The organism is bacterium (genome assembly GCA_041649255.1).
Classification (GTDB): Bacteria; Hydrothermota; UBA3073; order JACQXS01; family JAQTXJ01; genus JAQTXJ01.
The window spans coordinates 114,115-136,424 of the sequence record JBAZNK010000001.1 but is presented as its reverse complement, the minus strand read 5'-3'; the positions used below and the strand labels follow the sequence as shown (position 1 = coordinate 136,424).

Sequence of the window (22,310 nt, the reverse complement as noted above, 5' to 3'; positions counted from 1 at the left end):
TGGATTTTAGTCCGCCTCAGGCGGAGCGGATTTTGGAATGAAAAGATTAAAAGACGCGGGTAGGCGGGAGACTCTGTTTCTACTTGGTAAGCAGCGAAGAAGAATATGAAAGGAAGGAAAATGAAAAAAGAAAAACAAGTAAAAAAGGTCGGGATTGTAGGTTTTCAAAGAAGCGGTATGGCTTGTGCAAAAGCTTTGTTAAAAGAAAATGTAAAAGTTTTTGTTAATGATTCTTCTGCCGAAGTAAGGGGGAAGTTCGAAACATTTTTATCCGAATTGTCGATGATACCGGAATTTAGAGGAAAAACAATAAATATTGACGGAAAGTTTGGCGTTAATAGCGAGAAATTATTAAAGCAGGATATGATTATTGTTTCGCCCGGAGTTCCTTTAAATCTTGCTATTTTCCGGAAAGCGCAAAAGAAAAGAATTCCCGTAATAGGAGAACTGGAATTCGCGTATGAGTCTTTTTGCCGGGACGGTAAAGAAAAGGAAATAATAGGCGTAACGGGGACGAACGGGAAAACAACAACAGTGCACCTGGTAAATAATATTTTAAAAGAGGCAAAGAAAAATAGCGTTGTTTGCGGAAATACGGGAACGGCTTTTACTGAGGTCGTCAATTTATATGGGATTCAAAATTTTATCCCGGTGATAGAGATAAGTAGTTTTCAACTTGAAAGCATAAAAACGTTTCGCCCCAAAGTAGGCGTGCTGCTTAATGTTACTGCTGACCATCTGAACCGGTATAAGAATATTGGCGAATACAGAAAAGCGAAACTAAGATTGTTTATGAACCAAACAAAAGATGATTTTGCGATATTGAATTTTGATGCTAAGAATATGCGGGAATTAAACTTGAAATCACGGAAATTATATTTTTCTACCATGTATAAAAGAACCTCTTCATCAATTTTGTCACCCGATATATGGGTGGAAGGAAACGACATAATATGCAACACGGGCAAGAGCAGTAGGACGGTGGAAAAATTTAATACAAAAGCCTTAAATATAAGATGGGGTTGTTTGATGGAAGATTACCTTGCTGCTATTCTTGCGGCAAAAGTGCTTGGAATAAGCAGAGAACATATCATAAAGGGACTGAAAGCATTTAAGGGAGTTTCAAACAGGATGGAAGAAGTAGATACTTATAAAGGAATAAAAATAATAAATAATTCGATGTGTACCAATCCTGCGGCGTTTATAGAGGTGTTAAATAGTTTAGGGAAAACAGGGACAATTCTGATAGCCGGCGGGAAAGAGAAAAATTTTTCTACGGTAAAAATGGTAGAAGCGATGAACAAAAATGCAAAATTTTGTGTCTTGATTGGAGAGGCAGCAAAGAGACTGTCAAAAGGGTTAACCGTAAAACATAAAGAAGCGAAAAGTATGGAATCTGCAGTAGAAATCGCTTTTTCCAAAGCACAAAAAGAAGATGTAATAATATTGTCGCCCGGGTTTGCTTCGTTTGACTGGTATAGAGATTACAGCGCAAGAGGAGAAGATTTTAGGCAAAAAGTAAGGGCATATATAAAGAATTAAAATGCTACATATAAAAAGAGCAAATAGCGATATAATCATTATGGTGGGAATACTTCTCGCTGTCGGGATAGTAATGGTATATTCGAGTTCGGTATTTGTTTTTATAAGCGAACAGGTTAAAAACGGAGGGAAAAATAATCAGATAACCAGCCTGGTGTTTTTGAGAAAACAGCTTATACCTTTACTGGTTGGAATTATATTGTGTATTATTTTGTTAAAAACGGATTATCATTTATTGGGAAAAATATCCTGGGGGTTCCTTGGGCTAACGGTGTGTTTCCTTGTTGCGGTTCTTATATTTGGACCAAAAATAAACGGTGTGCACAGATGGATAAAGATAGCGGGTATATCAATCCAGCCATCGGAATTTGTCAAGATAGCCCTTATAATATTTATTGCAGATTTTTTGTCAAAAAGAGATAAAAATGATGTAAAAAAAACGCTTCTGCCTTTGCTCGGTGTGATTGCGGTTGTAGGTGTTTTGATAGCATTGGAACCATCTTTTGGAATATTGTCCGTAATATGTATGACGTGTTTTGTTATGCTGTTTATGGGTGGCGTGAAACTTATTTATTTAATGGCTCCGGTGGTTTTACTCGGAAGCATTGGAGTTATAGGGTTTATGAATTCCCCGAAGTTTGCATACGCAAGGGCAAGAGTAACGAAATATGTGGCGATACAAGATGAAAATAGAAATGGGTCCAACAAAACGAAAGACGGCCCCAAAGCACCAGGAGAAATAAAACAACCTATTAATTACCAGCTGCAGCAGTCATTATACGGGATAGGTGCGGGAGGATTTCTTGGAAAAGGTCTTGGAGAAGGAAAAGCAAAGCTTTTGTTCCTGCCTTATCCGCATACTGATTTCATATTTTCGATAATATCTGAAGAAGCTGGCCTTATAGGAGGCTCTTTTGTATGCTTAATGTTTTTATTGTTATTCCTGAAAGGGATAAGAATTGCATGGGGCGCACCGGATGGAATGGGACACCTCCTGGCGATAGGAATAAGTTTTTTGTTGTTCATATCGGCAATGGTTCATATATGCGTGGCTTGCGGAATTTTGCCGACAACCGGAGTTCCGCTCCCGTTTATATCGTTCGGAGGTTCAAACTTATTGGCTAGCTTGATAAGCGTCGGAATACTTTTAAATGTAAGCCTTCATAGAGAAGATAGTCATGAAATCACGGAAACAGAGAGCGAAAAGTCCAGCTGAGCGGGATAAGTTAGACTAATGCCCCTGCGTGGCAAAGTCTAACTAATAAAAAAAATGAAAGAAAAGAATAAAATAAAAATAATAGTCGCAACGGGTGGAACCGGTGGGCATATATGCACGGCACTTGCAATAGCGGATGAATTAATAGAAAAAAATGTAGACGTTTTATTGGTTGGTTCGCAAATCGGATTGGAAAAGAAAATAATATCGGGCAAATACCGTTTTAAAAGTACATCACAAAGACCACTGCTTGGAAAAAAAATGAAAGCTAAATTAATGTTTCCGATTTTCTTGATAATAGCCTTGGTTCAGGCAGTAAAAATATTGCTTAAAGAAAAACCCGACGGGGTAATAGGAACGGGAGGTTTTGGCTCGTTTAATTGCGTTTTTATCGCTTCCTTATTGGGGATTCCAACTATAATTAGTGAAATAGACTCCATCCCGGGACTTACGACAAAAATATTATCAATTTTTGTATACGAAATATGGGCGGCTTTCCCTTGCGCAAAAGAAAACCTGCCTTCAAAAAAAGTCCATATCGGTGGATTCCCGGTCAGGAAAGAAATTACTATGTGTACGAAAAATATAAAAGATTTCGGTCTGAAAGAAAATAAATTTACGGTTTTTGTTTTCGGAGGTTCGAGAGGAGCTCAGGCTATAAATAAAGTTATGCCCAAAACTATCGAACTCTTAGGAAAAGACTTCCAATTTATATGGCAAACGGGAAACACTAACAATGAGGGGAAATCGGATAATGTTTATATATCAAACTTTATTAATGATATGGGAAGTGTTTATGGCAATTCGGACATTCTAGTTTCACGGTCGGGCGCATTAACTATTGGTGAAATAATGGCAACTAATATCCCGGCAATACTTATCCCCTACCCGTATGCAACTCAACAACACCAGATGAAAAATGCAAAACTACTTGAAAAACGCGGTCTGGCGCGAATAATCCCGGAGCCAAAACTTACACCCGAAAAACTTGCGCAGGAAATAAAAAAATATATTGCCGAAAAACATAATAAAATAAATTGTGAACAAAAAATAGAAAAAATAAGTAATGCGGCAAAATTAATAGCGGATAGAATAATTGAGATTGCACAGAGAAGTAGAAAAAATAATTTTATAAGAAGTTCTAAAGAACAAATAAGAACTTCTAACAACATTAATAGCAAATAGAATAATTGAAATTGCACAAAGAAAGGAGGTACCCTATGTTTAGACACATAAAACGTATACATTTTGTAGGGATCGGCGGAGCTGGAATGAGCGGCATTTCTGAATTATTAAATTATGAAGGTTATGAAATAACCGGCTCCGATAATGCAAGTTCAGCCGTAACTGAGCGTTTATCAAGCATAGGAATTAAAATTTTTGAAGGTCATAATAAAGAAAATGTAAAAGGGGCAGACGTAGTAGTTTATTCCTCGGCAATAAAATATAATAACCCGGAAGTCCGTGCAGCTCGAAGAAAAAGAATCCCATGTATACCGAGAATAGAAATTCTTGCGGAACTTATGAGAATGAAGGAGGGTATTGCCATCGCCGGAACACACGGAAAAACAACCACGACTTCAATGGTGGGAAAAATACTTGAAGTCGCAGGATTTGACCCGACTATAGTTGTCGGCGGAAAACTGAAAGCTATAGGCGCAAATGTCAGACTCAGTAAACATAGCAAATTCCTTGTGTGCGAAGCAGACGAAAGCGATAAACTGTTTCTTAAACTTACGCCCGTTATTAACGTTATAACAAACATTGATGCAGATCACCTTGATAATTATAAAGATATGGACGAAATAAGGAAAATATTTATAAAATTTGCCAATTTAGTGCCTTTTTATGGGTGCAATATTATATGTAAAGACGATATAAACGTGAATCTGATACTTTCAAAAATAAAGAAAAGATATGTAAGTTATGGGTTTAACCAGGAAGCGAATATAAAAATAAAACAGTATCAACTTGGAAATGCAGTTGGCCCCGATATGGTAAAAGAATTTAAGATGTTTCCTTCAAAATTTGCGATTCAGTATAATGGTAACGCTCCTGAAGAGTTTACTCTTTTTATGCCGGGAATTCACAATATACTCAATGCTTGCGGAGCAATCGCGGTCGGAATGGAATTGGAAATTCCAATGGCAAAAATTAAAGAGGCTGTGGCGGAATTCTCATGTCCTATGAGAAGATTTGAATTCAAGGGGAATGCAAACGGAATTACCATAATGGATGATTATGCCCATCATCCTGCGGAAATACAAACAACGTTAGAGGCCGCACGAAAAACTTTCGATTCACGCGTTATTGTGATATTCCAACCACACCTGTTTTCCAGAACACAAAAGTTGGCGGATAGATTCGGGCAGAGTTTTAAAGATGCGGATTTGGTCGCAATAATGCCCATATATCCCGCAAGAGAAAAACCCGTTGAAGGTATAACAAGCGAACTCATTATAAATGCAGGAAAACAATACGGATTTTCAAATATGTATTATATGAGAAGCAAAGACGATTTGTTAAAATGGTGCAAGAAAAATCTGAAAAAAGGAGATACGCTGTTTACCGTTGGTGCAGGCGATATTTACAAATTCGGGGAAGAGATTATTAAGAATCCTGAGTTAATTAAATAAGTGGCAGGTAGAAATCCGCCTCAGGCGGACTCCTACCTCTGATATATGAGAACTAAAATAATGGTAGAGAGGTAAAATGAAGGAAGAATTAATTGCAGGAATTGATTTTGGGAATTCTAAAATTACCTGTTTAGTTGCGAAGATACCGATTAATACGGATAAAGAAAATGCATTGACCGGGATAGAAGCATTGGAAATTATAGGAGATGCAAGCATAGAAACTTCCTCCCTAAATAACGGGTTGATAATTGACCTTGAAGGCATGGCGTTGGGAATGAGAACGGTAGTCGCGGAAGCAGAAAAAAAAGCAGGAGTTAAATTAAATGAATTGTTTATTGGTATTGGAGGATCTCATATAAAAGGAGAAACCGTAAGAGGTGTAATACCGATTTCAACCCCGGGGAAAGAAATAACCGGAAAAGCCGTAATTGAAGTGAAAGAACAGGCAAAAGCAATAAAAAGCTCACCCGGGAGAGAAATAGTATATACAATCCCTCAGAAATTTATTATAGACGAACAAAGTGGTATAAAAAATCCGATAGGAATGACCGGGAATAGATTGGAAGCGGAAATATATATAGTAAGCGGGTCAAGTATGGGTGTGCAAAATATTTATAAATCCGCAGAACGGGCAAAAATTGGTATTAGAGGTTTGGTTTTGCAGACAATCGCTAATTTTTATGGAGTACTGGAAGCAGAAGACCGGGGGCTCGGTTATATATTGGTAGACATTGGAGAGGAAACAACCGAAGTAGGAATATTTTCGAATGGTAAAATAAAAGAAGTCTTTAGTATTGATGTTGGAGGAAATTATATAACTAATGATATAGCAATTGCTTTTGGAATATCCAAAAGAGAAGCAGAAGAATTAAAAATAAAATACGGAATGGCTCGTTCGGAAATGACACCGGATGAAACCATAAACCTGGCAAACCTTTTAAAAACAGTCGTTGTAGGCGTACCGGGTGGACGGAACTTAGCAAATGGGCAGGTTAAAAATATAGAGAGAAAAGAACTTGTAAGAGTTATAGCTCCGAGAGTAGAAGAAATATTTGGTTCAATTAACAGAAAAATAAAAGAAATAACGGAAAACAATTATAATGATTATGCGGATTTTACGCCTGCCGGGGTCATAATTACGGGTGGTACCGCAAAAATGTCGGGAATAGACGGTTTAGCACAACGAATTTTTGAAATGTCGGCAAGAGTTGGATTCCCCTGTAATATAAAAGGGTTAAGCGATGCCTTGAAAGATCCTGCTTATACGTCGGCAGTTGGACTCATACTTTATGGATTGCAAAACGGAGAAGATTTCCGGGATAAAACGAGCAGGTCTAAAGAAAAGAAAATGGGAAAAATTGAAGGAGCCAATTGGTTCCAAAAAACAGGCTCAAAAATGAGGAAATGGCTCGTAGAATAATAAAAGACGTAGACTAATAAAATGAGATTTAAATTAGCGGATTTGCCGCCTAAAAATCAGGAAGAATTGTTTATAGAAAAACCTTCCGTGCGCCCGGAAATTAATAATAATTGTAGAATTAAGATTGTTGGGATCGGCGGTACAGGCTGTAAAACTGTTAACTTTATGATGAAAGGAAATGCTTTTCATAGTATGCCCGAAGTCAATTTTGTTACTATAAATACTGATAAACAAGACCTTAATACCGCAAAGACGATGTATAAAGTTCAAATAGGAATAAAACTTACAAGCGGATTGGGCTCAGGCGGTAAACCCGATGTCGGGAAAAAAGCTATGGAAGAAAATTATGAAGACGTAAAGGAAATTATAAAGTTCCCTTCCCTTGTGAGTGGATACCCAGGAATAAATGTGTCCGCTGCCAAACAAGTTATACAGAATAGCCCTTATAATGAAAGAAATGTAGTCTTCATAATATGTGGTATGGGTGGAGGAACCGGAACGGGAGCATCCCCTTTAATTGCCCAGATAGCTAAAGAAGAAGGGGCTTTTGTCGTGGGTATAGTAACGACACCCTTTTATCTTGAAGGTGACGTAAGACAACAACAGGCAAACGAAGGTATTTGTAAATTAAAAAGATATACAGATGCTCTAATTACCATACCAAATGATAAACTTTTTTCTTCAATGAATACTTCTGATTTTTCTATGGAAAAACCGATTAAAAAAGAAAATGTGCCTGATATAAAACTCCCTTTTGCAGACTCATATAAGGAAAACTTGTTTACAAAAGCTAATAAAGTTTTAGCTCAACTAATCCAGGAACTTGTCGAAATTATTTTATACCCGGGACAGGTAAATATAGATTTTGCAGATGTATGTTCTATAATAGGCGAACGTGGAGAAACAAATATAGGTATAGGCAAAGCAAAAGGCGAAGATAGGGCATTTAAAGCGGTAAAACAAGCCTTGAGTTTTTCCAGTCTGAGTGAAAAACAAATAAAAAAAGCAACGGGAGTGCTTTTCAATATAACAAGCGGGAACAACATAACACCTCAGGAATTTCAACAAATATTGTCGTTAATAAAAGATTCTACAAAAGTAGATACTAACATAATTTTTGGAATAAGAGTAGATGATAAATTATCAGATGAAATAAAAGTGACTTTGATTGCAGGCGGAATAAAGGAAGAAAAGAGATTGAACGAAAAAGAAAACTTGAAAATACCGGCGTTTAAAAGAAGAAACATATCGATAAACGGATAACGTTAAAAAACACCCGCTTTTGCTTCGCTTCTCTGAATATATCAGAAAATTTTGAATATAGAAGTGCGAAATTCTTTTATGCAAAAAATATTGACAGACCGTTAAAAGAAAAATACTATATTATGAAAGTGTTAGAACGGAAAATATGAACAAAAAAATATTTTATGTTTTTTGTCTATCTATTCTTATCGCACAATCAGGAGTTTTTACAAATTCCTGTTTCGCGAAAAGTAATTCTACCGTACCGGCAATGGATAGTAAAATGTTTATCCCGGGATTACCTCAATTGGAAAAAGGCGAAACAATGAAGGCTTATGGAATAATGGGTGGGGAAGCCGTTACTTTACTTTCGGGATTAATATTTATGGTAAGCAGTAATAGTGAGTACAGCAAGTATAAGGGGCTGGATTCTACCGCTACACCCGCGGAATTTGACAGTCATTACAATAAATCAAATTCTTACGGAACAATGAGTATAGCAAGTTTTGTGCTTATGGCAGGTATATATGCATACTCGGTTGCGGATGCAATGTTTCTGTCCAAACCATCGTCCAAAGCTATAAAAAAACATTATAAAAAAGTAAAAAAATATGGATTATATTTGGAACCTCAGGGGAATGGTATAGTTTTATGCGCGAGGAGGACTTATGAATAATAAAGTCTTTTGTTTGATTCTTGTCCCATTTATTCTTTTTGGTGTTGTTGGTTGTAAAAGAACGAGAAATAATCCGTATGACCCGTTGAATAGCACTAATAATGGTGGAGACGGTAACGGAAACGGGACGACCACAGGCGCTTCTTATAGAACCGTATTAATAGAAGAATTTACCGGAACAGGCTGACCATCATGTCCTCCTACAGCGAGTGCGCTGCAAACCTTGGAAAATGAAGCAAAAGATTCATTGATTGTTCTTGCCTTTCATATTGGACAGGGAGATCCTTTTTGTGGCTCGGTTTATATAAGAAGTGGATTTTATTCAGGATCGATGGGAATGCCTACTACTGAGTGTGATGGAATTTTGCCAAGAGCGGGCGCTTATCCATACGCTACATACAGAGCGGATTTTAATACTCGGAAAGTTGTTGCAATCCCGCTTAAAATTGGACTCGGAGGGTCTTCTTACGCTGCTTCTTCTAAAAGTGGGACAGTTAAAGTTCATATTACGAATACGACAGGTAATGCGATAACCGGAACTATGTATATTGTGCTTGTTGAAACTAATATTGCTTATTCGGGAAGTACTTTCTATAATGTTGTGCGAGATATGTTTCCCTATACAAGCGGAAAATCGGTATCCATACCGGCTAATGGTTCGCTTGACGAAATGGAAGCTTTTTTTATTGGCCCAAGTTGCAATACTAGTAACTGCAGTATTGTCGTATTTATCCAGGGAAGCTCTAAAGAAGTATACCAGGTAGCAAGATATAAGTGGTAAAGCTGTTTAGTTAAATTTATAGAGGGATCCTTATTATGATTGTTTTTTATTTTCTTGCGTTGAATTTGTGGTCTCAAACTAATTGGTACGGCGGAAGTGGACAGCTTTTATGGTCGGATACTACAAAATTCTTTAACAAAAAAAATGTAAATTGTTCAAGACTCTCGGGAAGTATTTTACTTGACGCTCCCGCTGGATGGCAAAATACGGGACAACTTCAAGGCGTCACAAATATATGGGCTCTTACTAATGCTTGCGATAGCGTGCTTTATGCCGGTGGCGATAGCGCTGCGCTTAAAGGATTTGTTTTTAAAACTACGGATTACGGAAACAACTGGACGAGTATGGACATGCCTTCCTGTAATTGGGTTCATAGCCTGATAATTCAGGATACTATTTTGTACGCAGGAACTGATGCCGGTGTTTTCAAATATACTACAAGTTGGAATTCTACGAATTTAACTAAACCCGTGAATACTTTGCTTATTGCAAAAAACGGTACGTTCTATGCGGGAACGGGAGACGGGGAAATTTATAAATCATCGGATGGTGACGTGTGGGCAGCCGTAACCGTTAACAATGGAATACGAATATGGGAAATTGTAGAAGATTCCGAGAATAATCTATATGCTGGCGGCAGTAGAGTCGTTACAAAAGATACGATTTCAGGAGTATTTAAATCCACGGACGGCCTTGTTTTTGATACGACAATGTTTCCACATATAGATAGAGTGGTTTATTCTCTTGCTATAAGCGATTCCGTTGTTTATGCAGGGACAGGCCCTGATTCGGGGAAAGTTTTCAAAAGCAGTAACAAAGGTGTTAGCTGGGATACAACACAAAAATTGACTTATGCAAATTCCATTTATTCTTTATTCAAGGGAGATAATAATATAATATATGCGGGAACCGGCACATTAAGCGGTTATTTATATAAATCCGCTAATGGCACAAGTTGGACTTCAGAACAAATAGATGTCCAGATAAGCGCCATATATTCCATAATGCAAACTTCGAATGGTTTTTTGTATCTTGGCTCTAATTCGGGAATAGTTGGTAGCGGCAGGGTTTCAAATGCAGGTTATTTTACTTCAGGCTCGTTTAAATCATCGGTGCTTAGAGCAGACTCCTCAAATAACGTTGATTACGGACACGTTACATGGGATGCATCTTTCAATACCGGAACTATGCAAGTCTGGATAAGAACAAATTCTACGGAAGATATGTATGGTGTAGATTCTTGTCGCATAACGAATTCCGGAGATACAATACCTGATAGTTTTAACAATAAAGGATATATCCAGTATCAGATTAAATTCGCTACCCCAACCTCTGATTTAACGCCAATACTAAACTCAATCGGAATAGAATTTACTCCTAAAATAGGAACGCAAGAAAATCCTAAATCCTTACTTCAAAATCCAAAATTAGAAGTGTATCCAAATCCTTTTATACACTCAACAGTGGTCAGTTACCATGTAGCACTAAAAGATAGAGAAACGGAAATACGGATTTATGATATAAGTGGAAGAACTGTATATAAAGTTGACAAATTAAATAAATCGTCTAAAAGTTTAGTATGGTCGCCTAAAACCTGTCCTGCAGGTATTTATTTTGTAGAAGTCAAATCGGCGGATTATAAACTAATAAAAAAATTGGTGAAAATTAAATAAATGGACGAAAAAATAGAAAATACTAATTCAATCCCGGCTGACTTGGGTGGAGAAACACTTGATGCAAGATTGACGACTCCCGTAAGAATAGCAGGTGAAGAGGAAGTCGAATTCTCCTTAAGACCTAAAAAACTTGAAGATTTTGTCGGGCAGGAAAGATTAAAAGAAAACTTATCAATATTTATCCAGGCCGCCAAATCCCGCGACGAACCCCTTACCCATGTTTTATTTTTTGGCCCGCCGGGACTCGGAAAAACTACTCTTGCCTATATAATAGCAAATGAATTGGGCGTCGATATTATACCTACTTCGGGACCTGTGATTGAACGAATCGGAGACCTTGCCGGTATATTAACACGTCTGAAATCTAAGGATACTTTTTTTATTGATGAGATACATAGACTCGATAAACAGGCGGAAGAATACCTTTATCCCGCAATGGAAGATTATAGAATAGAAATTATGATTGACCAGGGCGCAAACGCACGTTCTGTAACACTAAATCTTTCACCGTTTACTTTAATCGGTGCAACAACCCGCTCAGGACTTCTATCCGCGCCAATGAGGTCAAGGTTTGAACTTACATTCAGGTTGGATTTCTATTCGCCGGAAGATTTGGAACTTATCGTAACGAGAACCGCAAAACTTTTGGAAACGTCAATAGATAAGGCAAGCGCTTATGAAATTGCGCGCAGGGCAAGAGGAACACCAAGAATCGCAAACAGATTGTTAAAAAGAATAAGAGATTATGCTCAGGTAAAAGGCGACGGCACAATAAATCTTGAACTTACAAGATATGCTCTTACACAACTTAACGTTGATGAAAGAGGACTTGATGAAATGGACGAAAAAATACTTAACACAATAATAGATAAATACCAGGGTGGACCTGTAGGATTGGGAACAATCGGTGCCTCAATAGGCGAAGATCCCCAAACTATAGAAGAAATGTTTGAACCGTATCTTTTACAACAGGGGTTCATAAAAAGAACGCCCAAAGGAAGAGTAGCTACCCCGATTGCTTACGAACATCTTGGTAAAAAAATGAAACCCGCATCAGGTGGATTATTTGAAAAATAAAAGAAAGGAGTAAAATGTTTAACCCGGATATATTTAGAACGTATGATATAAGAGGACTTGCGGATACGGAACTCATGGATGACATTGTATATGAACTTGGATTAGCTTATGGAGTGTATGTAAAATCAAAAATCAAAAATCAAAAATCAAAATTAAAAATTGGTGTGGGGCGTGATGTTCGTTTATCTTCGGATAGAATATCAAAATCTCTTATTAAAGGTCTTATTGATTCAAATCTGGATGTTACCGACGTAGGAGTTGTGCCGACACCTGTGCTGTATTTTTCTGTCTTTAAGTATAATTACGATGGCGGAATTATGATTACGGGCAGTCATAATCCAAAAGAATATAATGGTTTTAAAGTTTTAATCGGGAAAGAAACTATTTATGGAGACGAAATACAAAATCTCAGGAAATGTATGGAAAAGCTGGAACACGAAAAACAGGAAACAACATTGAAAGGAACGTTAACTAATTTCAGTCCGGTAAAAGATTATATAGATTTAATTAAAACAAAAATAGACATTAACCCAAAAAGTAAATTTATTATAGACCCTGGAAATGGTACTTGTGGCCCAATTACTATGCAGATTTTCAAAGAATTGAAATGCGATGTGGAATGCATAAATTGTGTCCCGGATGGGAATTTTCCTGCGCATTTGCCCGATCCGACAGTTCCAAAATATATGACCCAGTTAGTAAATCGTGTGCGTGAAACAAAAGCAGACCTTGGAATTGGATATGATGGAGACGGCGATAGAATCGGTGTAGTTGATGAATTGGGAAACGTAATATGGGGAGATAAATTGCTGGGTGTTTTTGCAAAATATGTCCTCAAAGATAAACCCGGTTCATCCATAATATTTGAAGTTAAATGTTCGCAGGGATTAGTGGAATATATAAAATCATTGGGCGGAAATCCCGTTATGTGGAAAGCAGGGCATTCTTTGATAAAAGCAAAAATGAAAGAGTTAAATGCCCCGCTTGCAGGTGAAATGTCGGGACATATGTTTTTTGCGCATAACTACTATGGTTATGATGATGCCATATTTGCAAGCATTAAAGTGCTGGAAATATTGTCCAAAGACAAAAGACCTATATCGGAAATAGTTAATGAAATCCCATCCTACTTCTCAACTCCTGAAATAAGAGTAGATTCGGATGATAAAACAAAATTTGAAATAGTAGAAAAACTGAAAAATTATTTCAAAGGGCGATATCCCATAATAGATATAGATGGCGTGAGAATACAGTTTGATGACGGGTTTGGACTTGTACGTGCTTCAAATACTCAACCCGTGTTAGTGCTGAGGTTTGAAGCCCAGACAGAAAAAAGATTGAATGAAATGCAAACCGAGATAATGGGAAAACTGAACGAACTACTGAAAAAAACATAGTATGTTTATGCAAAAGATTTCTTAAAAATAATGGAAAAATTGTTTTTTCTTGTTTTATTTGTTATTATTGGAAGCGTCGGTTCGGTTCTTGCCGCAAGTTTGTTCTTGCTTTTCCCGAAAACTATAAGGGAATCAATAGTGCCGAGTTTGGTAAGCTATGCCATAGGCGCTTTATTAGGAGCAGCGTTTTTAAATTTAATACCGGAAGCTCTGGAAAGTATTGATAGTATTTCTTTTTTTATGACAATACTTGTCGGGATTATTTTGTTCTTTATTCTTGAAAAACTTGTAATTTGGCGTCATTGCCATAACAAAGAATGCCATATCCATTCTCAAACCGGGCCGCTTATTTTGATAGGAGATAGTTTTCATAATTTTGTTGACGGTGTTGTATTGGCTTCCGCGTTTTTAGTTTCTGTCCCGCTTGGAATAACAACGGGTATAGCTATAATCGGGCATGAAATCCCCCAGGAAGTTGGCGATTTTGCTATTCTTCTTCATAGCGGTTATTCACGAAAAAAAGCTGTATTGTATAACTTAATTTCTTCTCTTGTAAGTATTCCTGCGGCTATCGGAGGATATTTTATGCTCGGGACTATGAAAACTCTTATCCCTTACATTATGGCAATAGGTGCGGCAAGTTTTCTATATATAGCAATAGGAGATCTGATACCGGGATTGCAAGATAGAGTTGGCATGGGGGATACCGTTATACAGGTTTTACTTATAATAGCAGGAATTATGACTATTTTATTGTTTCCTCATCATCATTAAAAGGAGAAAAATGAGTGAACTTGGTTCGTTAAGATTGGCTTATGGTCAAGCTTTAGTTGAACTTGGAGAAAAAGACCCGAATATCGTAGTTCTTGATGCGGATTTGTCTGCTTCTACCCATACGTATATGTTTCGGGAGAAATTCCCGGAAAGGTTTTTCAATATGGGAATAGCAGAAGCAGATATGATTTGCACTGCGGCAGGATTGGCGAGCTGCGGGAAAACGGTCTTTGCTTCAACGTTTGCAGTTTTTGCTACGGGAAGAGCATGGGACCAGATAAGATTATCTATATCATATCAAAAATTACCGGTTAAAATAGTTGCAACACACGGAGGTCTTGGTGTAGGTCCTGACGGGTACTCTCATCAGGCAATTGAAGATATCGGATTAATGAGACTTCTACCCGGGATGAAAGTAGTTGCCCCTTGCGATGCTGTACAGACAAAAGCAGTTATTCACGCTGTTGCTAAGGAACCAGGACCTTTTTATGTAAGAGTTTTGAAACAACTGTTGCCGCCAATTTATAAAGAAGGTTATGAATTTAAATTGGGTTCCTCAAATTTATTGACGGACGGTAAAGATGTTACTATCGGTACTTATGGAATGATGGTCGCTGAAGCTCTCCAAGTACAGAAATCATTGGAAGCTATGAATATATCTGCAAGAGTGATTGATTTTGCATCCATTAAACCTGTAGATAAATCTGCCATTATGAAAGCCTGTGACGAAACCGGTGCTTTCGTTACATGTGAAGACCATACAGTAATAGGCGGACTTGGTGATGCGGTCGCAGAAATAATTTTATCGTATAAACCTATACCACATTTAAGAATCGGTATGCAGGATAGATTTAGCGAATCAGGCTCAGCATCGGATTTGTACGAAAAGTACGGGTTGACTGCGAAACACATTACACAAAAGATAAAAGACTTTTTAGAAAAATAAAAATGATAGAACTTAAAGACGTTTGTAAATTTAATCTTAAAAACATAAATTTCAAAATAGAAAAGAATGACTGGTTTGCTATTCTGGGACACAATGGTGCAGGGAAAACTACTATTTTGAAATTGATTTATGGTGTTGTAAAGCCTGATAAAGGAAATATAAGTTTATTCGAGAACAAAATAAAACAAGCTTCAATAAAGAAAAAAATAGGTTTTATTGCGCAGGATGGCGGGGTGTTTGACAATAAAGACGTTATTTCTAATTTATCCATACCACTGAAATTAAACCGTAAATACAGTAAAAATAAAGTCTCTACACTTATTGATAAATTAGGACTCGGCGAGTTTTCCAAATTAAAAGCTTGTGAACTGCCTGCTTCGAGACGCCAGTTGCTTAAAATCGGGATTGCTGTTTCTAAAGAGCCGTTGGTATTATTAGCGGATGAACCTATGGAACATCTGGATAATGAAAAATCCGAGCTCGTTCTCTCTTTATTTAATGAGTTGCATTTGATTGGGACGACTATTGTTTTTACTACTTCCAAATCCGTGCCGGAGTATTTTACAAAAGGAATAAGTTTGAAAAACGGCGAAATTATAGAAGAATTAATAAATAAAAAAGAAGTTTCCGAAATAGAAGACTGGAAGGTGGAAGACTGATGAAAAAACGACCTTTGCTTTTTGATTGGGCTATAACAAAAGAATGTAACCTCAATTGTCTGCATTGCAGGGGTATGACAAGAGCAGAGTTGCCGAAATCTCTTATCCTCAAAGTAGCACACGAATTGGTAGAACTTAAACCCGAATGGGTTATTATTGAAGGCGGAGAACCTCTTACAAGAAAAGGAATATGGGAAGTTTTTAGCATACTGACAACGGGCGGACTTGATGTGAGTATGATTACGAACGGGACATTATTAACGGAAGAAAATATGGTTAAACTTCTGAAATTAGGTGTTGGAATCCAGATTTCCATTGATTCGCCTTATCCCGAAATTTATGAAAAATTACGAAGGGGTGCTAAATTCCAACAGGTAACCGAAACTGCAAAACAACTTGCTAAAACCGGAAAATTGCACGCGATAAATTTTGTTCTATCAAAAGATAATTATAAAAGTATCCCGGATATGTTTAAGTTGGCAAAAGACATAAATGCCGGTCTTATAAACATAATCGGATTAAAACCGACAAAAAGCTATAAAACTAAGTTGCTTTCCTCTGAGGAATATAAAGAAGCTATTTTAATGACAACAGAATCCTCCGGTAAATATGGAGTGGATTTCTTTTTTGATGAACCCTTTTTTAAGGCGGCTTGCAAAGAGTGGGGAGTAGGGCAAAAAGATACGGGTAAAAAAAGCAGAATCGTAGTTTCGGAAAAAAATGGTTGTGTATTCGGGGAATATTTGTTTATGGAACCAAACGGTGATTTAAAACCCTGCACTTTTGCAAATTATGTCGTCGGAAATGCAAAAGAAGGTATTATTAACGTATGGGAAAAATTGTTAAACTCGGAATTTATATTAAACATAAATAAAAAAACTAACAGAAAAGGCATTTGCGTTGAATGTAAACATTTGGATATATGCGGTGGATGCAGGTCCCGCGCATACGCATTGACGAATGATTGGTTGGAATCGGATATCGTCTGCCCGATTAAAGATTTGTAAAATTATCATAAAATAATATGGTTAAAAATCCAAAATTGTTGGAAAAATTTGAACGCGAGCTACTGAAAAAAGAAAAGCTTTCTTATGTTGAAAATTTGAAAATTTTTGATTCGTTGTTAAAAGAGGCAATAGCATTGGGGATATTACCATTAAAGAATCCATTGGATGGCATTGAAGTAGACATAAAAATTGCCAAAATCCTTAATTCTCGTAAATGATGGACAAATTTATAGTAAAAATTGCTGATATATTAAAAAAAACACGTATCCCGTATATGATAATTGGTGGACAAGCAGTTCTTTTATACGGAGAACCACGATTGACCAAAGATATTGATATAACACTTGGAATAGGGATAGATGAATTAGATAAAATTATAGATATAATGAAGAAAATAGGGCTTAAAGCTCTGTGTGAAAATGTTAAATCTTTTGTTAAAGAAACTTATGTTTTACCAACTCAAAATGTAAAAAATAGTATAAGAGTTGATTTTATTTTTTCATATACTGTGTATGAAAGACAAGCTATAAAGAGAGTAAATAAGATAAAAATTAATACAGGTTTTGTAAATTTTGCTTCAATAGAGGATTTAATAATACATAAAATTTTTGCCGGTAGGAAAAGAGATATAGAAGATGTAAAAACAATAATCTTAAAAAATCCAAAAATTGATAAAAAATATATAAAATATTGGTTGAAAAAATTTGGAAAAAATTTCCCAGCTTCTTTTGATAAACTGGTTATTATTAAATAGGAGGGAACAATGAAAGTAGTTGGTATAGACCCCGGAACAAAAGGGTTCAGCGTATTGGGAATGGACGGGGATAAAATATTTTTGGATGAAATGTTCCCTACACAGGAAATAGTTTCAGATATGAATAAATTAGTCAAAATAGTAACCGACTATATGCCTTTTGACGCTTTAGTTGGCCCGTCGGGCTATGGATTGCCCGTTACTTCTATTAGTAATGCTTCCGAAGAAGATTTCGACGTTATGCTACCAAGAAAAAGTGGGAAAGTGCCTGTAAATGACGCCATTAAAAGCTTTTTTTATTCTGCAAAGAAAAATAAATTACCTCTTTATTTTACTCCCGGTGTTATTCATCTGCAGACAGTCCCCGCTTACAGAAAAGCAAATAAACTTGATATGGGAACTGCGGATAAACTTTGCTGCACTGCATTAGCTTTGGAACAGTGTGCTTTGAGAAATAAAAAGCCCTACTCTAAATGCTCTTTTATATTTTTGGAAGTAGGATACGGGTTTACTGCGGCTATAGGAATAAATAACGGTAAAGTTGTGGACGGGCTTGGCGGAACTTCAGGGTTTTCTGGATTTTTATCTCCTGGCGCAGTAGATGCCGAACTTGCAATACGCATAAAAGAACAACACCAGGAAGTCGTTTTTACGGGAGGAGCAATAAGTCAACTAACAGGGAAACAAATTGAACTTGAGAAAATTGTTGAAAGTAAAGGAGTTTGGGAAACCGTAATTGAATCCGCGGTTAAAGATGTTGCTGCTCTTACCGTTACCACCAACCCCGAAGAGATAATTATTTCCGGAAGGCTTGCGCGAATCCAGGTAATCCAGAAAGAATTAAAAAAGAGATTATCTGAATATGGAAAAGTATTTATATTGACGAGAAAAGCAAAAAATGCTTCGGAAGGTGCAGAAGGAGCAGTACTATTAGGAAGAGGTTTGATTGGTGATAAATATGCGGATTTGATAAAAAGCCTTGAACTAAAAAAAGCAAAAGGAACTATGTATGATTATGTTACTATGAAAGTTGAGGTAAAAAGATGAACAGGTTTTTGAGTTTCTTGATAATATTTGTAAGCGCAGTCTTTATTATGCTTGGAGTTAATATTTTCAACAAAATAAATAACTTGTATAAAGGTGCGGAATTCCGCGTGTTCTTATCGGAAGAAGCAAATGTTGACTCATTAAGAAGCATAATAGAGAGTTATCCAGGGATTGATGAAATTGTGTATATTTCCAAAGATGAGGCAATGATTGAATTTAATAAGAGCTTTAATAACGCAAAGTCCCTGCTTAATGATATTATGGGAAATCCGTTCCCTGCATCGTTCAAAATTGTGTTTCTTCCAAGTCACTATAAAAATAGCAACTTTATCGCCAATTTATCTTCTGCAATGTTGAATTATTCTGGAGTTACTAATGTAACTTATTCAAAAAAATGGCTAAGTACTTTAAATACAATAAATGTTTATTTCGACTGGCTTTCTCTGGGATTTGGTTTGCTGTTGTTTTGCTTTTTATTGTTTATAGTGATAATAGGAATAAATAATAATATAATATTTTATAGGGAAGAAATAAAAGTGTTGAAAGATTTCGGGATTTCAAACTGGAAATTAAAATTTAGGTTCGGCTGGAAAACTTTGTTGTGGAATGTTATATTCGCTGTGATTTCTATCGGACTTCTTTATTGCGGGTATAAATTTATAGTAATGCAATATTTTGTAGGTAATGAATTCATAACCGTATTTTTGCCATTATTTTTTATGATTAGCTTTGTCGGAGCAATTGGAGTATTGACTTTAATTGTGCTTTTAATAAATAAAATATAAGAATGAATTTATGCATAAATATTGGCAACAACAATATATTGCTCGGAACGTTTGTTAAAGAAAAACTATCAAATCCGTTAAGAATATCCCATAAAACACTTGTAGACTTTAAAGCTATATTTCCTGTAAAAAAACCTGAAAATATAATTATTTCTTCCGTTGTACCGGATAAAAACGAATTGTTTATAGGTATACTAGAAGCTGTTTACGGGATAATACCCAAATTTATAACTCCAAAATTATTAAATGGAAGTTATCCTTCCATGGGAGCGGATAGGATAGCAAATTTGCTCGGAGGTAAAAAATTACTTGGAACGCCTGTATGCGTTATTGATTTTGGAACGGCAACTACGATAGATGTTTTAGATAAAAATAATAAATATGTTGGAGGAATTATCCTGCCGGGAATACAAACAGGAATTAGGGCATTACACAACTCCACATCACTTCTCCCGTTAATAGAGGATATAAATAAAACCAATTTAAAAACAATACTTCAGCGGACTACAAAAGAATGCATAGAATCGGGAGTCTATTGGGGAGAATATAACAGAATAAAAGGCTTAACAAATGACATAAAGAAGCAGTTTAATCCGCATTTTGTGGTTACAGGTGGTATGGGGGAGAAGCTCGCGAAATTATTGAATTTTCAGTATAATCCATATCTTACACTGTATGGGCTTAATTGCTCCATATAAACAAGAAGTTAATCCCTAATATTTTAATTAAAATGAGAGACTTTACAGAGGGAAGCGTTATAAAACAACTTGTTCATTTCTCTGTTCCTATGCTGCTTACGAATTTACTACAGGCAATGTATGAGATAGTTGATGCTATGTGGGTTGGAAAATTAATAGGACACAAAGCCTTTGCTGCAGTATCGGTAACTATGCCGATATTTTTTTTGCTATTATCGGCTATGATAGGACTTACTATAGCCACAACTATACTTGCAGGACAGGCTTTCGGTTCAAAAAATATGAAACTGCTTTCTAAAGTATTGACGAATTCTTTTCTTGGGACCGGATTGATTTGTGTTGTTATATCGGCAATTGGAATCATTTTTAGTGAAAACTTACTAACACTTGTTAATACTCCTCCGGAAATAAGAAAAGATGCGCATACGTTTTTTGTTATAATGGTTGCAGGGATTGTTCCTATGTTTGGGTATAATTGGTTTTCCGGAGTTTTACGCGGGCTTGGCGATGCAAAAACTCCGTTGTATCTTTTGATAGTTTCAAGCGTGATAAACATAACTCTTGTTCCTGTTTTAATAAAAGGTGTTGGTCCTTTTCCTGCTTTAGGTATAACAGGTGCGGCGTTAGGTACTATAATTTCCAGTATAATAATGCTTTTTGTGGCATACTTTTTTGTCCTGAGAAAACATCCTTTATTGAATATAAGAAAATGGGATTTCGCTCTGGATAAAGAAATATGGCGTAAAATATTTATTATCGGTATTCCGGTTTCCCTGCAAATGATTGTCGTATCATTGAGCGGAACACTTATTATGTCACTTGTAAATACTTTTGGTGTCCAGATGACTGCAGCTTATGGAATTGGAATGCAACTTGACCAACTTGCTTTTATGCCTGCAATGGCAATCGGGATGAGCGTATCTTCTATGGTGGCGCAAAATTTAGGCGCAAAAAAGTATGATAGGGTAAGAGAAATTACAAAACTTTCTATCTTGTTGTCTTTGGCAATGTCTCTGGTGTTTTTTATTATTTTCTATACTTTCCCTATACAGGTAGCATCTTTTTTTACAAAAGAAAATTCGGTGTTGGTTCTTACAAAGGAGTACATAAGGATAGTAAGCTTTACATATTTTATTTTTTCGGTAATGTTTGCTTTGCAGGGAGTTGTCCGCGGGGCAGGAGACACGATGTATATGCTGATTTTTGGCTTAATCGGATTTGTTGGTGTTAGATACCCGCTTGCTTATGCCCTTACTAAATTTACTACTATGAGAGAATACGGAATATGGGTTGCAATCTTAATCAGTACTTTTGTTGGACTTGTGCTTAATTATTGGTATTATCGCTCCGGCAGATGGAGAACAAAAGTCATAGTAACGCATAACCCAATGCCTGAAACGGCAGTAATAACAGAGAAAGACTAAAAAGAATAAAGCCGACTAAGTTCCTACTAGTATTTGATTAAAGAGAAGATATCGTAATCTTTAAGCTTGTTTTTCCCGGGTAATTCGGTAAGTTCAATAAGAAAAGAGATCCCTACTATTTTTCCGCCTAACCTTTCTACAAGCTTGCAGGATGCGAGCGCAGTCCCGCCTGTTGCGAGTAAATCATCAAAAACAAGGATATTTTCGTCTTTTTCTATTGCATCTTTGTGAAGTTCCAGAGCATCTGTTCCGTATTCAAGTGTGTATTCTTCTTTTATTGCTTCCGCAGGTAACTTCCCGGGTTTACGGACAGGTATAACTCCTGCGTTTAATTTGTAAGCAAGCGCCCCGCCAAAAAGATATCCTCGAGCTTCCGTAGAAACTACTTTATCTATTTTTTTGCCTTTATAATGTTCGCATATGGAATCGATTACATAATTAAATGCTTTGCTGTCTTTTATAAGCGTTGTGATATCACAAAACAATATTCCTTTTTTAGGAAAATCGGGAACGGAACGAATTAAGTTTTTTAATTCCATATTACCCCCTATTA

The 22,310-nt window shown here is 36.4% G+C and carries 23 protein-coding genes; 22 read left to right on the top strand and 1 reads right to left on the bottom strand.

What is annotated here, in order from left to right:
* Positions 1-120 precede the first annotated feature (120 nt).
* From murD to WC614_00510, 22 genes are all read left to right on the top strand, one after another.
* On the top strand, positions 121-1,542 hold the full coding sequence (gene murD / locus WC614_00615) for a UDP-N-acetylmuramoyl-L-alanine--D-glutamate ligase (protein ID MFA5031496.1): 1,422 nt from the start codon (positions 121-123) through the stop codon (positions 1,540-1,542).
* A 1-nt stretch (position 1,543) separates the two neighbouring features.
* On the top strand, positions 1,544-2,758 hold the full coding sequence (locus WC614_00610; GenBank protein ID MFA5031495.1) for a putative peptidoglycan glycosyltransferase FtsW: 1,215 nt from the start codon (positions 1,544-1,546) through the stop codon (positions 2,756-2,758).
* Between the two features lie 54 nt (positions 2,759-2,812).
* Positions 2,813-3,943, top strand: coding sequence for an undecaprenyldiphospho-muramoylpentapeptide beta-N-acetylglucosaminyltransferase (gene murG, locus WC614_00605; protein MFA5031494.1), 1,131 nt, complete (start codon positions 2,813-2,815; stop codon positions 3,941-3,943).
* 35 nt (positions 3,944-3,978) lie between these two features.
* Positions 3,979-5,394, top strand: coding sequence for a UDP-N-acetylmuramate--L-alanine ligase (gene murC / locus WC614_00600; protein MFA5031493.1), 1,416 nt, complete (start codon positions 3,979-3,981; stop codon positions 5,392-5,394).
* Between the two features lie 76 nt (positions 5,395-5,470).
* On the top strand, positions 5,471-6,814 hold the full coding sequence (gene ftsA, locus WC614_00595; GenBank protein MFA5031492.1) for a cell division protein FtsA: 1,344 nt from the start codon (positions 5,471-5,473) through the stop codon (positions 6,812-6,814).
* Positions 6,815-6,835: 21 nt separating this feature from the next.
* Complete coding sequence (locus tag WC614_00590) at positions 6,836-8,077, top strand: cell division protein FtsZ (protein MFA5031491.1); 1,242 nt, start codon at positions 6,836-6,838, stop codon at positions 8,075-8,077.
* Positions 8,078-8,222: 145 nt separating this feature from the next.
* A complete protein-coding gene (locus WC614_00585; GenBank protein MFA5031490.1) occupies positions 8,223-8,732 on the top strand; it encodes a hypothetical protein in 510 nt (169 codons plus the stop codon).
* Positions 8,725-8,919 (top strand): hypothetical protein, encoded by a 195-nt coding sequence (locus WC614_00580; protein MFA5031489.1) that lies wholly within the window; start codon positions 8,725-8,727, stop codon positions 8,917-8,919. The genes WC614_00585 and WC614_00580 overlap by 8 nt, the downstream gene beginning before the upstream one ends.
* A gap of 36 nt (positions 8,920-8,955) precedes the next feature.
* Positions 8,956-9,513, top strand: coding sequence for an Omp28-related outer membrane protein (locus tag WC614_00575; GenBank protein ID MFA5031488.1), 558 nt, complete (start codon positions 8,956-8,958; stop codon positions 9,511-9,513).
* Between the two features lie 35 nt (positions 9,514-9,548).
* Entirely contained in the window at positions 9,549-11,186 is a 1,638-nt protein-coding gene (locus tag WC614_00570) for a T9SS type A sorting domain-containing protein (protein MFA5031487.1), read from the top strand.
* On the top strand, positions 11,187-12,266 hold the full coding sequence (ruvB, locus tag WC614_00565) for a Holliday junction branch migration DNA helicase RuvB (GenBank protein ID MFA5031486.1): 1,080 nt from the start codon (positions 11,187-11,189) through the stop codon (positions 12,264-12,266). It begins immediately after the preceding gene.
* A 14-nt stretch (positions 12,267-12,280) separates the two neighbouring features.
* Entirely contained in the window at positions 12,281-13,663 is a 1,383-nt protein-coding gene (locus tag WC614_00560; protein MFA5031485.1) for a phosphomannomutase/phosphoglucomutase, read from the top strand.
* A 30-nt stretch (positions 13,664-13,693) separates the two neighbouring features.
* Positions 13,694-14,437, top strand: coding sequence for a ZIP family metal transporter (locus tag WC614_00555; protein ID MFA5031484.1), 744 nt, complete (start codon positions 13,694-13,696; stop codon positions 14,435-14,437).
* A 10-nt stretch (positions 14,438-14,447) separates the two neighbouring features.
* Positions 14,448-15,383, top strand: a complete 936-nt coding sequence (locus WC614_00550; GenBank protein ID MFA5031483.1) for a transketolase family protein — start codon at positions 14,448-14,450, stop codon at positions 15,381-15,383.
* 2 nt (positions 15,384-15,385) lie between these two features.
* The gene (locus WC614_00545; protein ID MFA5031482.1) at positions 15,386-16,042 is read left to right on the top strand and encodes an ATP-binding cassette domain-containing protein; all 657 of its coding nucleotides are present in this window, start codon (positions 15,386-15,388) and stop codon (positions 16,040-16,042) included.
* Positions 16,042-17,049 carry a radical SAM protein gene (locus tag WC614_00540; protein MFA5031481.1) on the top strand — a complete coding sequence of 336 codons (1,008 nt, stop codon included), beginning with the start codon at positions 16,042-16,044 and terminating at the stop codon, positions 17,047-17,049. Before WC614_00545 ends, WC614_00540 begins: the two co-directional genes overlap by 1 nt.
* 17 nt (positions 17,050-17,066) lie before the next feature.
* Positions 17,067-17,267, top strand: a complete 201-nt coding sequence (locus WC614_00535) for a hypothetical protein (GenBank protein ID MFA5031480.1) — start codon at positions 17,067-17,069, stop codon at positions 17,265-17,267.
* The gene (locus tag WC614_00530) at positions 17,264-17,803 is read left to right on the top strand and encodes a nucleotidyltransferase (GenBank protein MFA5031479.1); all 540 of its coding nucleotides are present in this window, start codon (positions 17,264-17,266) and stop codon (positions 17,801-17,803) included. The genes WC614_00535 and WC614_00530 overlap by 4 nt, the downstream gene beginning before the upstream one ends.
* 9 nt (positions 17,804-17,812) lie before the next feature.
* Positions 17,813-18,850 (top strand): DUF1464 family protein, encoded by a 1,038-nt coding sequence (locus WC614_00525; GenBank protein MFA5031478.1) that lies wholly within the window; start codon positions 17,813-17,815, stop codon positions 18,848-18,850.
* Entirely contained in the window at positions 18,847-19,635 is a 789-nt protein-coding gene (locus tag WC614_00520) for a permease-like cell division protein FtsX (protein ID MFA5031477.1), read from the top strand. Before WC614_00525 ends, WC614_00520 begins: the two co-directional genes overlap by 4 nt.
* 2 nt (positions 19,636-19,637) lie before the next feature.
* Positions 19,638-20,333 carry a type III pantothenate kinase gene (locus WC614_00515; protein ID MFA5031476.1) on the top strand — a complete coding sequence of 232 codons (696 nt, stop codon included), beginning with the start codon at positions 19,638-19,640 and terminating at the stop codon, positions 20,331-20,333.
* A gap of 32 nt (positions 20,334-20,365) precedes the next feature.
* Positions 20,366-21,757 carry an MATE family efflux transporter gene (locus WC614_00510; GenBank protein MFA5031475.1) on the top strand — a complete coding sequence of 464 codons (1,392 nt, stop codon included), beginning with the start codon at positions 20,366-20,368 and terminating at the stop codon, positions 21,755-21,757.
* Positions 21,758-21,783: 26 nt separating this feature from the next.
* On the opposite strand, the gene apt is transcribed toward WC614_00510, so the two are convergent.
* Positions 21,784-22,296, bottom strand: a complete 513-nt coding sequence (apt, locus tag WC614_00505; protein MFA5031474.1) for an adenine phosphoribosyltransferase — start codon at positions 22,294-22,296, stop codon at positions 21,784-21,786.
* Positions 22,297-22,310: the final 14 nt, after the last annotated feature.